This window comes from Ancylobacter sp. G4_0304 (assembly GCF_047501495.1).
In the GTDB taxonomy this organism is placed as follows: Bacteria; Pseudomonadota; Alphaproteobacteria; order Rhizobiales; family Xanthobacteraceae; genus Ancylobacter.
In genome coordinates this window covers 74,941-89,679 of the sequence record NZ_JAZDRM010000019.1, presented here as the reverse complement: position 1 = coordinate 89,679, position 14,739 = coordinate 74,941, and the positions used below count along the sequence as shown (strand labels likewise).

General features: G+C 67.5%; 11 protein-coding genes. 3 read left to right on the top strand and 8 right to left on the bottom strand.

Going from position 1 to position 14,739, the window contains the following annotated elements:
• The 3 genes from VRZ77_RS12650 to VRZ77_RS12640 all read left to right on the top strand — a co-directional run.
• Window positions 1-1,568: HD-GYP domain-containing protein (locus tag VRZ77_RS12650; protein ID WP_414593009.1), on the top strand; the 1,568-nt coding region annotated here is incomplete at its 5' end.
• An 87-nt stretch (window positions 1,569-1,655) separates the two neighbouring features.
• Window positions 1,656-2,522: a polyphosphate kinase 2 family protein gene (locus VRZ77_RS12645; RefSeq protein ID WP_414593008.1), complete on the top strand. Its 867-nt coding sequence runs from the start codon at window positions 1,656-1,658 to the stop codon at window positions 2,520-2,522.
• A 138-nt stretch (window positions 2,523-2,660) separates the two neighbouring features.
• Window positions 2,661-3,905: an SLC13 family permease gene (locus VRZ77_RS12640; protein WP_414593007.1), complete on the top strand. Its 1,245-nt coding sequence runs from the start codon at window positions 2,661-2,663 to the stop codon at window positions 3,903-3,905.
• Window positions 3,906-3,920: 15 nt separating this feature from the next.
• Here the strand turns inward: VRZ77_RS12640 and VRZ77_RS12635 are convergent, their stop codons facing one another.
• The 8 genes from VRZ77_RS12635 to VRZ77_RS12600 form a co-directional block, all read right to left on the bottom strand.
• Window positions 3,921-4,136, bottom strand: a complete 216-nt coding sequence (locus VRZ77_RS12635) for a cytochrome bd oxidase small subunit, CydX/CbdX family (RefSeq protein ID WP_414593006.1) — start codon at window positions 4,134-4,136, stop codon at window positions 3,921-3,923.
• Between the two features lie 23 nt (window positions 4,137-4,159).
• Window positions 4,160-5,293 carry a cytochrome d ubiquinol oxidase subunit II gene (cydB, locus tag VRZ77_RS12630; RefSeq protein WP_414593005.1) on the bottom strand — a complete coding sequence of 378 codons (1,134 nt, stop codon included), beginning with the start codon at window positions 5,291-5,293 and terminating at the stop codon, window positions 4,160-4,162.
• Window positions 5,294-5,314: 21 nt separating this feature from the next.
• On the bottom strand, window positions 5,315-6,886 hold the full coding sequence (locus tag VRZ77_RS12625) for a cytochrome ubiquinol oxidase subunit I (RefSeq protein ID WP_414593015.1): 1,572 nt from the start codon (window positions 6,884-6,886) through the stop codon (window positions 5,315-5,317).
• Window positions 6,887-7,124: 238 nt separating this feature from the next.
• On the bottom strand, window positions 7,125-8,801 hold the full coding sequence (cydC, locus tag VRZ77_RS12620; protein WP_414593004.1) for a thiol reductant ABC exporter subunit CydC: 1,677 nt from the start codon (window positions 8,799-8,801) through the stop codon (window positions 7,125-7,127).
• A complete protein-coding gene (gene cydD / locus VRZ77_RS12615) occupies window positions 8,794-10,614 on the bottom strand; it encodes a thiol reductant ABC exporter subunit CydD (RefSeq protein WP_414593003.1) in 1,821 nt (606 codons plus the stop codon). The genes cydC and cydD overlap by 8 nt, the downstream gene beginning before the upstream one ends.
• A gap of 200 nt (window positions 10,615-10,814) precedes the next feature.
• The gene (gene yfdV, locus VRZ77_RS12610) at window positions 10,815-11,783 is read right to left on the bottom strand and encodes a transporter YfdV (RefSeq protein WP_414593002.1); all 969 of its coding nucleotides are present in this window, start codon (window positions 11,781-11,783) and stop codon (window positions 10,815-10,817) included.
• A gap of 196 nt (window positions 11,784-11,979) precedes the next feature.
• Window positions 11,980-13,119 (bottom strand): cupin domain-containing protein, encoded by a 1,140-nt coding sequence (locus VRZ77_RS12605; protein ID WP_414593001.1) that lies wholly within the window; start codon window positions 13,117-13,119, stop codon window positions 11,980-11,982.
• A gap of 129 nt (window positions 13,120-13,248) precedes the next feature.
• On the bottom strand, window positions 13,249-14,322 hold the full coding sequence (locus tag VRZ77_RS12600; protein WP_414593000.1) for a helix-turn-helix transcriptional regulator: 1,074 nt from the start codon (window positions 14,320-14,322) through the stop codon (window positions 13,249-13,251).
• Window positions 14,323-14,739: the final 417 nt, after the last annotated feature.

Here is a 14,739-nt window from a genome sequence, read left to right as displayed (position 1 = left end):
ATCTGGGGGCGGGCGAGGTGGAGTCAGGCGACCCTTCCGCCGAGGCGTTCGGCCTGCTCACCGACGCCGGGACCGGCACGGCGCATCGCATCGTCCATGCGCTGCGCCGCCGCAACGTCACCCATTTCGACATCGCCGATCCCGCCCATGACGAGATGCTGGCGCCGATCGCGCGCGGCCTGCCGCTGGAGGACGGCCAGGTGCTGCGCTGCTCGGTGATCCCGCTGCTGAACCGCTCCGACGAGGTGATCGGCGGACTGCTGCTGTGCTCGCGGACCCGCGAGGACACGCCGATTTCCTATGAAAGCCTCGACCTCGCGCGGGCGCTGTCCGGCAATGCGGCGGTGGCGATCGAGACCACGCTGCTGCTCAAGTCGCGCAAGAAGCTGCTCGACGCGGTGATCCGCATGATCGCGCTCGCGACCGATGCCAAGTCGCCCTACACCAACGGCCATTGCCAGCGCGTGCCGCTGATCACCCATGCGCTTGCCAAGGCGGCCTGCGAGAGCCGCGAGGGCCCCTATGCCGATTTCGACCTGACGCCCGATGAATGGGAAGCGGTCGACGTGGCGAGCTGGCTGCACGATTGCGGCAAGCTGACCACTGCCGAATATGTGGTCGACAAGGCCACCAAGCTCGAAACCATCACCGACCGGATCCACGAGATCCGCATGCGCTTCGAGCTGCTCAAGGCACAGGCGGAGACCGATTACTGGCGCGCGCTGGCCGAGGGTGGCGACGAGGCCCGGCTGCGCGCGGTCCGCGACCAGGAATGGCGCGCGCTGGACGAGGACTTCGCCTTCGTCGCCTCCTGCAACGAGGGCGGCGAGTTCATGGAGCCGCAGAAGATCGAGCGGCTGCACCAGATCGCGCGGCGCCAGTGGACGCGCACGCTGAGCGACCGAATCGGCATTTCCACCGAGGAGCGCCGGCGCCGGGAGCGCGTGCCCGAGCCGCGGCTGCCGGTGAAGGAGGCGCTGCTCGCCGACCGGCCGGACCAGGTCATCGAGCATTTTTCAAACCAGCTCGACGATTTCGAGGCCAAGGCCGGCTTCAGCCTCAAGCGCCCCGCCCACCGGCTGAACCAGGGCGAGCTGCACAATCTCTCCATCAGCCGCGGCACGCTGACCGAGGAGGAGCGCTACGAGATCAACCGTCACATCACCCGCACCATCCTGATGCTGGAGGGCCTGCCGCTGAGCGGGGCGCTGGCCAATGTGCCGGAATATGCCGGCGGGCATCACGAGAAGATGGACGGCACCGGCTATCCGCGCGGTCTCGCGCGCGACGAACTGAGCCCGGTGGCGCGGATGATGGCGATCGCCGACGTGTTCGAGGCGCTGACCGCCGGCGACCGGCCCTACAAGAAGGCCAAGACGCTCAGCGAGGCGATCCGCATCATGGGCTTCATGAAGCGGGACGGCCATCTCGACCCGGACCTGCTCGACCTGTTTCTGCGCTCCGGAATCTGGCGCGACTATGCGCGCGAGCATCTTTCCCCCGGCCAGCTCGACGAGCCGGATATCGCCGCCGTGCTTGCCATGCATCCGGTGTCGCGCGCGGCGTGATCGTGCCGCCTGACAATGCCGCCGCGTGATTCTAGTGTCTCTCTCCCCCGCGCCGCCCGGCGCGGGCGCGAACCGGAGAGAACGCGGATGAACCTGCGCAAGAAGCTGATGATCGCACCGGGCACCAAGGTGCGGCTCAAGAAGTTCGACCCGGCCTTTCGCGGCGACTACGCCTCCGCCGAGGACGCCCGCAAGGAGCTCGCCCGCAACGTGGCCCGGCTCGCCGATCTCCAGCAGAAGCTCTATGGCGAGAAGAAGCATGGGCTGCTGATCGTGCTGCAGGGCCTCGACGCCGCCGGCAAGGACGGCACCTGCTGGCATGTGGTCTCGGCGATGAGCCCGCTCGGCACCACCGTCACCAGCTTCAAGCAGCCCACCGAGGAGGAGCTGCGGCACGATTTCCTGTGGCGCGTGCATCCCCACACGCCCGGCCGCGGCCAGATCGCCGTGTTCAACCGTTCGCATTACGAGGACGTGCTGGTGGTGCGGGTGCACGACTTGGTGCCGAAGGCGGTGTGGTCGACGCGCTATGACCGCATCAACGAGTTCGAGCGGCTGCTGGCCGATTCCGGCATTACCATCCTGAAATTCTTCCTCCACATCTCGCCCGAGGAACAGCTGGAGCGCTTCCGCCAGCGGCTGGAGGACCCGGAGCGGCAATGGAAGATCAGCGAGGCCGACTACAAGGAGCGCGCCTATTGGGACGACTACACCAAGGCGTATGAGGACATGCTGGAGAAGACCTCGACGCCGCACGCACCCTGGTACGTCATTCCCTCGAACCATAAATGGTTCCGCAATCTCGCCGTCTCCGAGATCATCGAGGCGACGCTCGACGGGCTCGACCTGAAATTGCCGCAGCCCACCGTCGACCTCGCCCGCATCCGCGCCGAGTATCACGCGGCGGTGGCGCGCGGGGTGGCGGACGCTGACACCGGCGGAAAAGACCGCTAGAGCCTTTCCCGGTCAGATGGACTCATCTGATCGAAGAGGAAGCGCTCCAGCTAACCAAGGCCTTTCCCCGGATCGACGAGGGCGAGGGCAGGCCATGAACGGCGTTGGCTGCGGGCGCTATCGCAAGGGTGAAGCCCGATGGACCTGACGATCCTGATCTTCCTGCTGGTCTATCTCGCCATGGGCGTCGGCAAGCTGCCGGGCTTCAAGGTCGACCGGACCGGCGCGGCGATCATCGGCGCCATGGCGATGCTGAGCGCGGGCCGCATCAGCCCCGCCGCCGCCTGGGACGCCATCGACTATCGCAGCCTCGGCATGCTGTTCGGCCTGATGGTGGTCTCCGCCGCCTTCGTCACCTCGGGCTTCTACGGCTGGGTGGCGCAGCGGATCGCCACGCTCAAGGTCAGCCCGCCGGCGCTGCTCGCGGTGCTGGTGACGGCCGGGGGCCTATTGTCGGCGGTGCTCACCAATGACGTGGTGGTGGTGGCGATGACGCCGCTGCTGGTCTCGATCACGCTGGCGCGCGGGCTGAACCCGGTGCCGTTCCTGCTCGCCTTCTGCTTCGCGGCCAATACCGGCTCGGCCGGCACGCTGATCGGCAGCCCGCAGAACATGATCGCGGCGCAGGGGCTCGGCCTGTCCTTCAACGATTTCCTGCGCGTCGCGGCCGTGCCGGCGCTGGCCTCGCTGCCGATCGTCTGGGGCATCGTCGCGCTGCTCTATCGCGGGAAATGGGCGCTCGCCGATCTTCCGCCGACGCAGGCGGAGCCCGCGGTTCCGGCGAACCTGCCGACGCCGCTCGATCGCTGGGAGACCACCAAGGCGGCGGTGGTGACGCTGGCGGTGATCGCCGGCTTCGTGTTCTCCGACATCTCGCGCGAGCTGGTGGCCCTCACCGGTGCCGGCCTGCTGCTGCTCAACCGGCGGATTTCCTCGCACGACATGCTCAAACATGTCGATGGCGACCTGCTGGTGCTGATCATCGGCCTGTTCGTGGTCAACGCCGCGTTGGCCGCCACCGGCCTGCCGCAGGCGCTGCTGGCGGATTTTCGCACCGCGGGCTTCGATCTTACCCAGCCGCTGACCCTGTTCCTCGTCGGCGGGACGCTGAGCAACATCGTGGGCAACAATCCGGCGGTGATGCTGCTGGTGCCGTTCCTCGACGCCGCCGGCGATCACGCGGCGCTGGGCGCCGCGCTGGCGCTCGGCACCGGCTTTTCCAGCAACCTCATCGTGTTCGGCAGCCTCGCCGGCATCATCGTGGTGGAACAGGCGGCGGCCCAGGGCGTGAAGATCCCGTTCGGCGAGTTTTCCCGCGCCGGCGTGCCGGTCACCCTCGCCTGCATGCTGGTCGCCGCCGGATGGGTGCTGCTGCTCGGCTGACCAGCCGGGGAGGGACTACGCCCCGGGATTTGCGGCCCTGGAATTCTCGGCCTCGGACTTGGCGGCATCGTCCTGAGCTTCCAGCAGGATGGCGCCCATGGACGCCACCAGGATCATGAAGCCGGTGCCGAGCACCCAGGAGAAATACCACGGCCCGCTCTCGCCCAGCAGCACGGCGACCACCACCGCGAGCGCCATGAGGAACAGGAAGAAGCAATAGCGTAACAGCATGGCCCGATCCTTCTTGCCCGTACTCAGAGGGCGTGCTCGGAGGATTCGACGTGCGCTTCGTCGACCTTGCCGCGCATCACCCAGAACGCCCAGCTCGTGTACCAGAGGATGAGCGGCATGAAGACGAGGGTGAAGCCCAGCATCCAGCTCAGCGTGAGCTGGCTCGATCCGGCGTTCCACACCGTGAGGCTGTGCGAGGGTTCGGTGCTCGACGGCATCATGAACGGGAACATGGCCGCGCCCACGGTGGCGATGATGCCGATCCAGGCCAGCGCGCCGAACCACCAGCCGAAGATCGGCCGCCGGGCGGAGAGCGAGAGCACGCCGAGCAGCGCGCCGATATAGCCGAGCGCCGGCGCCGCCCACAGCACGGGATGGTTGCTGAAATTCGTCAGCCAGTGGCCGGCGGCGCGCTCCACGGTCTGGTGCAGCGGGGTCTGCGCGCTCGCCGGGTCCGGCCCGCTCACCAGCACATAGCCGTCCAGCCGGGTGAGCCACAGCCCGCCGATGGTGAACAGCACCATGGCGAGGATGCCGGCGAAGATCGCCGCGCGCCGGGCGCGCTCCTGCACCAGGCCGTCGGTGGCGCCGGTGAGGATGGCGCCGCCCATATAGACCGACATGGACACCGCCATCGCGCCGCAGAGGATGGCGAAGGGGTTGAACAGCGCGATGAAGCTGCCGGTGTAGAACGAGGTCAGGCGCCAGTCGAAATGGAACGGCACGCCCTGCAGCATGTTGCCGACCGCGGCGCCGAACACCAGCATCGGCAGGAAGCCGGAGAGGAACAGGCACCAGTCCCAGTTGCTGCGCCAGCGCGCCGATTCCCGCTTGCTGCGGTACTCGAAGGCGAGCGGGCGCACGATCATGCTCCACAGCAGCAGCAGCATGACCACGTAGAGGCCGGAGAAGGCGGTGGCGTAGACCAGCGGCCACGCCGCGAAAATCGCGCCGCCGCCGAGGATGAACCACACCTGATTGCCGTCCCAGTGCGGGGCGATGACGTTGATGGCGACCCGGCGCTCGCTGTCGGTGCGCCCGACATGGCGCAGCAGCGTGCCCACGCCCATGTCCATGCCGACCATGATGGAGATGCCCATCAGCAGCACGCCGAGCAGCAGCCACCAGATGATCTTGAGAGCGAGATAGACTTCCATGGCGGGCTCCTCCTCTCTCGATCAATAGGCCGGAACGGCGGAGGCGTGGGGCGAGGCGCCGGGAGGCGCCCCGTCGCCGGGTCCCTTCCGGATGAAGTGGACCATGAGATAGACCTCAATGATCGCGAACAGGGTGTAGAGCAGCACGAAGCCGGCCACCGAGAACGCCATGTAGGTGACGCTGTGCGTGGAGGCCGAGAGCCAGGTCGGCAGCACCTCATAGACCGTCCAGGGCTGGCGGCCCATCTCGGCGACGATCCACCCCGCCTCGCAGGCGATGTAGGGCGCCGGGATCATCAGCACCGCCGACCACTGGAACCAGCGCAGCTTCTCCACCCGGTTGGTCAGGGAGAGCATGGTCGACAGCACGAAATAGCCGAGCATCAGCACGCCGAAGCCGACCATGGCGCGGAACGCCCAGAAGATGATCCAGACCTCGGGCAGCGTGTCGAGCGCGGCGCGGTCGACATCGGCGTCGGTGATCCGGGTCAGGTCGCCGTCGGGCGCGTAGCGCTGCACCAGCAGGCCGTAGCCGACGTCGGCGCGATGGGTGTTGAACTGGGCGAGGGCATCGGCGTTGGTCGGGTCCGCGCTCAGCGCCATCATCGCCTGCACCGCCGGAATGCCGTTGCGGATGCGCGTCTTGGCCTGTTCGACCAGCTGGTCGGCGGCGGGCACCTCCTGCGTCAGCGAATGCGTGACGAGGAGCGACAGCATGCCGGGGATCTGGATCGCCCAGAGATTGCGCTGCTCGCTCTGCGAGGGGAAGGCGATGACGTTGAACGCCATCGGCGGCGTCTCGGTTTCCCAGAGCGCTTCCATCGCCACCAGCTTGGTGGGCTGCACGCGGGCGGCGAAATAGCCGAGCGAATCGCCCAGCGTCAGCGTGCCGGCGGTGCCGAGCATGCCGAACAGCGCAGCGATGCGGAACGAGCGCCGGGCGAAGTCGAGGTGCCGGCCGCGCAGCATGTAGAACGCGCTGATGCCGCACATGAACACCGCCGCGGTGACGAAGCCGGCGAGGCTGGTGTGCACGAATTTCGACTGGGCATCGCTGTTGAAGAACAGCTGGAAGAAGCTGTCCAGCTCCATGCGCATCGTCACCGGGTTGAACGAGGCGCCCTGCGGGTGCTGCATGAAGCTGTTGGCGACCAGGATCCACAGCGCCGAGAGGTTCGAGCCGAGCGCCACCAGATAGGTGACGAACAGGTGCTGCGCCCGGGAGAGGCGGTCCCAGCCGAACACCATCAGGCCGATGAAGGTGGATTCCATGAAGAAGGCCATCAGGCCCTCGATGGCGAGCGGCGTGCCGAACGTGTCGCCGACGAAGCTGGAATAATAGGACCAGTTGGTGCCGAACTGAAATTCCATGGTGAGGCCGGTGGCCACGCCAAGGGCGAAGTTGATCAGCAGCAGCTTCGACCAGAACTGCGTCATCTCGCGATAGATCGCCCGGCCGGTCACCACATAGACCGTCTCCATCGCGGCGAGCAGCACGGTCAGCCCGAGCGTCAGCGGCACGAACATGAAGTGGTACAGTGCCGTGGCGGCGAACTGCAGGCGGGAGAGATCGACGACGAGGTCATTCACCATCACGGGTACTCTCGCTGCGGATCGGCGACGATCCGGATAACGTCCGCTGGCGAGCTGGGAACCCTTCCGGAATCCCCCCCGAAATTCCGCTCCACCGGTTACCATTGTGCCGGTGCGACCCAGCGATGGCAAGACTCATAGCGTTTCTAAAATTTCCGGATCGCATTGACTTTATTATCAAGTTCGCCCGATCCGGCCGTCCGCCCGCCGTTGCGGCGCTTATGGCAAGCGCGCCCCGTTACCTACCGGCAATGCGACCCTGCGTGAGGCGCACGGTGGCGTCGACGAGGCCGTGAACCTCTTCCGGCCGGTGGGTGATGACCAGCACGGTGCGCCCCGCCATGGCGGCGACGACCGCTTCCATCAGCGCGCGCCCGGTCGGGGCGTCGAGACCTTCGGTCGGCTCGTCGAGGATGAGAATCGCCGGATCGCGCAGCAGCACCCGCGCCAGTGCCAGCCGGCGGGCCTGGCCGAGCGAGAGCCGTACCCCGCCCTCGCCGATCCAGGTGTCGTAGCCATGGGGCTGGGCCATGATGAAATCGTGGAGCTGCGCCGCGCGCATTGCTCGCTCCATGGCGTCGCCATCGGCTTGTGGCGCGGCGACCAGCAGGTTCTCGCGCACGCTGGCGTTCAGAAGCTGCGTGTCCTGTGAGAGCACGCCGATGAGGCGGAACAGGTCGTCCTGCCGATAGGCGCGCAGATCGTGGCCGCCAAGGCGGATGTCGCCGGCCTCATAGTCCCAGAACCGCAGCAGCACGCGCGCGATCGAGCTTTTCCCCGCCCCGCTCGGTCCGACCACGGCGAGGCGCCGGCCGGCGGGAATGTCGAGGTCGATGCCGTCGAGCACGAGCGGGCCGGTCGCCTCGTAGCGCATGCGCACGCCGTTAAGGTGGATCGAGCTGTCGCGCGGTGTCGGTGATGGCGCGGCGACCGGGGCGATGTTCGGCGTCGCGTCGGCCAGCGCGAAGATGCGGCGCGCCGCGGCCGCGATCTCGCCGACGCGTTGCAGGGCGAGCGGCAGCGGGGCCACCGCTTCGAAGCTGGCGAAGGCGGCGAGCGCCAGCATCGGCACCTGTTCTGGCGCGAGCGTTCCCGCGCCGACCGCGAGCATGGCCAGCACCGCCGCGCTCCAGCCCGCGAGATTGGCGCACAGCCCGACCATGCCTTCCGAGAGGCTGCCGAGCCGCGCCACCCGCGACTGGCGCTCGCCGAGACCGGCGGAGAGGCGCGCGATGCTGTCCGCCATGCGCTCCTGCGCGCCGTGCACGCGCAGGTCGGTCATGCCCTGAAGCGCGTCGACCAGCGCCACGCGCAATTCGGCGCGGGTGGCGACGACGTCGGCTCCGGGTGTCGCGGCGGCGCGGTAGACGAGGCCGGGCACGAGAGCGCCCGCCACCAGCAGCAGGGCCAGCACCGCCAGCGCCACCGCCGGGCTGAACAAAGCGAGCACGGCGACGATCGCCACCATGCCGACCAGCGCCACCACCACCGGCGAATAAAGCCGCAGATAGGCGTGCTGCAGCGTGTCGATATCGGCCTGGATGCGCGACACCAGATCGGCGCCGCGATGATTCTGGAGCTGCGCCGGCGCCAGCGGCACCAGCTTGCGGAACAGCCAGACCCGCAGCCGCGCCAGCAGCCGGAACGTCGCCTCATGCGAGACCACGCGCTCGCCATAGCGCCCGCCGGTGCGCAGGATCGCGAAGGCGCGGATGCCGGCGGCGGGCATGAAATAGTTCATCAGCACGCCGGCCATGCCGGCGGTCGCCATCGCCGCGATGAACCAGCCGGCCACCGCCATCAGCGCCACACTGGCGAGCACGGTGAGACTGGCGAGAAAAGCGCCGAGCAGCATCCAGCCGCGATAGGGCCGGAACAAAGCGAGCAGGCGCAGGAGAACCTTCAGGTCATCCATTGAGCGCCCCCGCTCCGCTTGCAGCGAGCGCCGTCTCCGTAAGTCCCGCGGAGGCGAGCAGCGCGGCATAGCGCGTGTCTGCGCCGGCCAGCTCCTCATGCGTGCCCTGTTCGACGATCCGACCCGCCTCCATCACGGCGATGCGCCGGGCAAGGCGCACGGTGCGCAGGCGATGGGCGATCACCAGCACGGTGCGGCGCTCGGCCAGCCGCGCCACGGCTTTCGTCACCAGCGCCTCGGACGCCGCATCGAGCCCGGTGGTGGCCTCGTCCATCAGGACCATGGGAGCGTCCTTCAGGAAGGCGCGGGCGAGAGCGAGCCGCTGCGCCTGTCCGCCGGAGAGCGTGAGCCCATGCTCGCCGAGCGGGGTGTCGTAGCCTTGCGCCAGCGACATGATGAAGTCGTCGGCCTCGGCGAGGCGGGCGGCGTCGCGGATCGCCTCCAGCGGTGCGTCCGGCCGGCCAAGCGCGATGTTGTCGCGCACCGTGCCGGCGAACATGTGCGGGCGCTGCGGCACCAGCGCGACATGGGACAGCCAATGTTCGCTGTCCATGGTGGCGAGGTCGTGCCCGGCGATCAGGATGCGCCCGCCTTGCGGCCGCTCCAGCCCCAGCAGCAGGGCAAGCAGCGTGCTCTTGCCCGCCCCGCTCGGCCCGACCAGCGCGGTCACCGCGCCCGCTTCCAGCGTCAGGCTCGCCCCGTCCAGCGCCGCGCGGCCTTCCGGGTAGGCAAAAGTGACGTTCTCGCACGCGATCTCGATCCGCGCCGGCAGCTCCGGGCGGGCGGTGCCGGCCGGCGCGGGCGCGGTTTCGAGGATATCGACCAGCCGCTCCGCCGCGCCGATCGCCTCCATGCGGGCATGGTAGTCGGCGCCGAGCTGGCGCAGCGGGGCGTAGAATTCCGGCGCCAGCAGCAGGGCGAAGAAGCCGGCCTCGAAGCCCATCTGGCCGTAAAGCAGGCGAAAGCCGATCAGCACCGCCACCAGCGCGATGCCCACCGTCGCAAAGAATTCCAGCATCAGCGACGAGAGGAAGGCGACGCGCAGCACCTTCATCGTGCTGCGGCGATACTCCTCCGAGACATAAGCGAGCACGTCGGCCTCGCGGTTCGTGGCGTTGAACAGCTTCAGCGTGGTGAGGCGTTGCAGCGCGTCGAGCAGGCGCCCGCCGAGCTGGGTCAGCCGGCGCCATTGCCGCTGGTTCAGTTTCTCGGTGCCGAGCCCGATCAGGATCATGAACACGGGGATGGTCGGCCCGGTGACCAGCAGCACGAGGCCGGAAATCCAGTCGCGCGGCATCACCACGACGAGGATCAGCGCCGGCACCACGGCGAGCGAGAGCATGTGCGGCAGATAGCGCGTGTAGTACGGCTCCAGCGCTTCCACGCCCTCCAGCGTGGCGGTGGCGAGCGCGCCGCTGGTCTGGCGCCGGACATAGGACGGCCCGAGACTTTGCAGATGGCGCAGCAGCCGGTCGCGGATCGCGGCCTTGACGCTCGCCCCGGCGCGGATCGCCGCGCGGTCGGCGCCCTGTGCGAGAGCGAAGCGCAGCACATAGAGCGCGGCGAGCGGCAGCAGGAACGGCAGCACCCCGGCCAGCGTGGCGTCGCCGGTCACGATCGGTGCGATGGCGGCGGCGAGCAGCCAGGCCTGCGGTACCACCAGCGCCCCAGCGACCGCACCGAGCACGCCGGCTCGGCGCAGGGGAGGGCCGGCGAGGGGGCGTTGCGCGCGCAGCCAGCGCTCCAGCTTGCGGCGCGGCGTCCGGCCCTGCTCGGGGGAGAGGTCTTCGGAAGGATCGGGCGTCTGGGTCATGGGTGCCGGCGGCCCTGTGCTGCGCGAGACCCGGCGGAGCGGCCGGGCCGGTGCCCTGTGTAGCGGGCCGGCGCGGTGCCGGGACACAAAAAAGCGTGTGCCGCCTGCGGCATCGTGCCGGAAGTCGGTGTGGCCGATCAAGAAAAAGGCCCCGGCCGGGGTGCCGGCGGGGCCTTGGCGCAACGGGCCGGCGAGGGGCGTCAGTTGCCCCCGGCGAGGCGCGCCAGATAGACCCAGAACGGCGCGGCGACGATGAAGCCGAGCACGCAGACCGCCAGCGTCGATGTGCCGGTGCGGGTATAGACTTGGAAGCGGCTGGAAATGATGATGCCGGAGAAGGCGGGCGGCAGGGCCACGCTGAGCACCAGCATCTGCAGGATGGTCGCATCGAGGCCGCAGGCCCAGCCGGCGAGCAGGAACACGCCGGGCATCAGGATCAGCTTGAAAGCGGTGTTGTAGGCGACTTCCCAGTCCAGCTCGATCTTGTAGGCCGAGAGGGTGAGGCCGGCGGCGAACACCGCGACGCTGGAATTGGCCTGCGCCAGCAGGTTGAAGGTCGGGTCGAACTGATCGGGCACCTGCACGCCGATTACCACCAGCGCGACGGCGAGCACCGGCACCCACACCACCGGTTCCTTCATCGCTGCCAGCAGCGCGTTGCCGTGGGGGGCGCCGTCGGCGGTCTTCTCGCCGCCGCCACCGGCATTGAGCAGATACAGGCCGAGCGGGATGGTGACCGCATTGACGACGATAGCCACGATGGCGATCACGAGGCCGGTCTCGACGCCGGTGCCGTAGAGCGGATCGAGCACGGCATAGCCGAGGAAGCCGATGGTCGGCGAGCCGGCGATCAGCGCGCAGACCGCGCCTTCCGCCTTGGAACGCTTGAAGAACCATTGCAGCGTGAAATAGGAGAGCATGAACAGGACGACCAGCCCGATGAGCGAGATCAGGCTGAGCGTGGCATTCTCGACCAGCATGGCGCGGTCGGCCTTCACGATCGAGACGAACAGCGCCGCCGGCAGGGCGAAGTCGAGCACCAGCTTGTTCAGCACGCGCGCCTGGTCTTCCTGGAACACGTTGCGCTTGCCGGCGGCATAGCCGAGCGCCATCACCGCGATGATCGGTATCAGGTCCGATACCAGCATCTTCGACATGAATTCTTCCATGTCCGCTCCTCCTTCTGTTCTGAGTGCCGCATCCAGGATGCAGGGGTCTCGAAATACGGGCTCGAAAATTCCATACGCGCGCTGGCCAGGCGCGGACGCCGTGCCGGAACCGTCCGACGCGGCGTCCGACCCCTATACCGAACCTTTGCCGGTTCGGCAGGCCCGTAGGAGGGGGCGTGACAATCCGGCCGCCTGCCTAGCCCTTCACGACCGGCTGGCGGGTGGCGCGGAGCGAGGACATCAGCGGATCGCCGACATCGAGATGCCCCTGCACCAGATGGCGCGGCGTCAGGGCAAGCCAGTTGTTGAGCGAGACGTCCTTGTACTCGGCGGTGTGGAACACGTTGAGCACGCGCACCGGCTCGTCGCCGGTGTTCTCGATGTAATGGGCGAGCGTCTTGGGAACGTAGCCGACGTCGCCGGCCACGAAGTCGAAGGTCCGTGCGTTGCTCACCGCGTCGAACACGGTCATCCGCGCCTTGCCGGAGATGTAGTACTGGATCTCGTCCGCATCCGGGTGCCAGTGGATCTCGCGCATGCCGCCCGGTTCGAGGTCGATGAACAGCGCGGCGAGATTGGTGACGCCGAAGCTGTGCGAATCGACCACCGTGGTCGCGCCGCCCGGATAGGGGGTGGGGGCGATCTTCGAGGCGCGGAACACGTATTTGTCGGTGAAGGACACCGCGCCCAGCTCCGCGCGCACCTGCTCCAGCGGCGGGGGCACCGGCTGGCGGAAGATGTACTTCTCGGACGCCGGAATGCCCTCGAACGCCTCGACCGGCACGCCGAAATTCTTCGCCAGAACCTCGCGCGGGGTGTGCGCGAACAGTTCGGTCACCAGCAGGGTCTGGTTCTCGGAGAAATTGCCGTCGTTGAACACGAGAACGAATTCGGTGCCTTCCTCAAGGCCCTGGATCGCGTGCGGGAAGCCGGCCGGGGCCAGCCACAGGTCGCCGGGTTCAAGGTCCTCGATCAGGGTCTGGCGCTGGTCGTCGATCAGGTAGAACCGCACCCGGCCCTTGAGCACATAGGCCCACTCGGCTTCCTTGTGCCAGTGCAGCTCGCGCACCACGCCGGCGGGCAGGCGCATATTGACGATGGCGAGTTCCTTGAGGCTGCCCATCTCGCGCTGGGTGACCTCGCGCGCCCATCCGCCGTCTTCCAGCCGGTTATGGGCCATGGCGAAGGGGAATTTGAGGTTGGGAATGCCGCCATTGTCGGTGGCGGGCGGCAGGAAGATGTCCGGGTTCTGCGCCTCGACGGCGAGGTTTCGCGGTCCGACGATGTCGGCGCCCTTGCTGCCACGGATGGGCTGCGGATACGGCGTGTTGCTCATGGCGACCTCTGCTTTCTGAACCAGTGAGGAAGAATCGAACCCGTCGATACTACCTCATACAAGTAATAAAATACCTGTACTTCTCTGAGTAAAGTCACGGCCAAACTCTCGGCCGCAACGGGCGTCGTTCTATTTAGGGGTCTGCGTCTCCGGGGCGGCTCGATGTCCCGTCCCACCGAACATGACAAGATTCGCGACTAATTGAGACTGACGTTGCACGCCCATTTTCTGAAACACACGCTTGAGAACCACGCGCGCGGTTCCCTCGGTGATCCCAAGCTCGGCCGCCGCCCGGCGCACGCTGTGTCCGGCGCCGAGCTGCGCCGCGAGGCGCGCCTCGCCAAGAGTGAGGCCGAACACGTTGCGGATCACGGTCGGGTCGATGCTGCGCTCGGCGTGGAGCGTTTGTACCAGCACCACGACCCGCTCGCCGGGCGGCGCGTTGCCGAGCCGGTCCGCCGAAGCGCCGACCAGCGGCAGGATCCACGCCACCAGCGGTGCCTCGCCGGTCGCCATTGTCAGCGTGATCGGCTGGGGACCTTCCTTCTGGGGCTCGGCATCGGCGAGCGCGGAGCGGACCGCGGCGGTGAAAGCCGCGCGCTGGTGCTCGGCAACCGGCAGCAGCCGGCCGTCCTCCTCGGTGAAATAGCGCCCCATCAGCCCCAGGGCCTGGCGGTTGATGTGCACCGGGCGCAGGTCCGGGTCGAGAATGAAGGTCGGGCGGTCCATCGAATCGAGCGTGCGGGCCAGCGTGTCGTTCAGGGACTGCCCGTCGACCAGCCGCGCGGAGATGCGCAGCGACTGTTCGACATGGCGCGACAGCCGCTGCAGCGCGTCCATCTCCGCCCGGGTGTAGGGTCCTTTTTCGCGTGACCGCTGCACCAGCAGGCCGGTCGGCGCACCGAAATCGGAGTGGATGATCGCCGCCATGTTCCAGCCGAGCCCGACGCTGGGGAGGAACTCGACATAGAACGGATGTGTCTCGATTTCCTCCGGCGTGGCGACGTCCTGATCGCGATAGACGTCGCCGACGCGATAGGCGGCTTCATTGAGCCTTTCCAGCCAGATGTTGCGGGTCATCCAGGGCGAGGAACGCACTTCCTTCAGTGCCCGATCGAGCGAGGTGGAATTGAGCACCATCAGCCAGTCCTCGCCGCCCCGCGCGGTGATGAAACTGCCGTCCGAATCGCAGAGCGAGGCCACTCCGTCCAAGGCATCCAGCCAGTGCTGCGGGCTTAGCGTCGCTTCGTAAATACGGTAGACAGCATTACTAAAGGTAAGCAAGGCGCGATCTCATTCTCGAATTACCTCCGGCAAGATTGCCGTAACGAATGCGTTGTGTCCACCATGCAATTTTTTACATATGGCTCACAACATTGAACAAATTCGTACGAAACGATCGCGTCATTTATATCCCATTTGGGATACACGCTGCTGGCTACAGTCTGCCACGCAGTTCCGATGTGCCATTTCAATACATTTATTTGCGCGGGGAGGCGCAATACAATCACCGCGCGCATCTTGCCGCTGAGAGGCGAGGCAGGCGAGCGGGTTCGCGCCCGCCGCAGGTCGCCGCCGATCTCCTGCCTGCGACGCGGCATGCCCGGACAATCCGTCGCG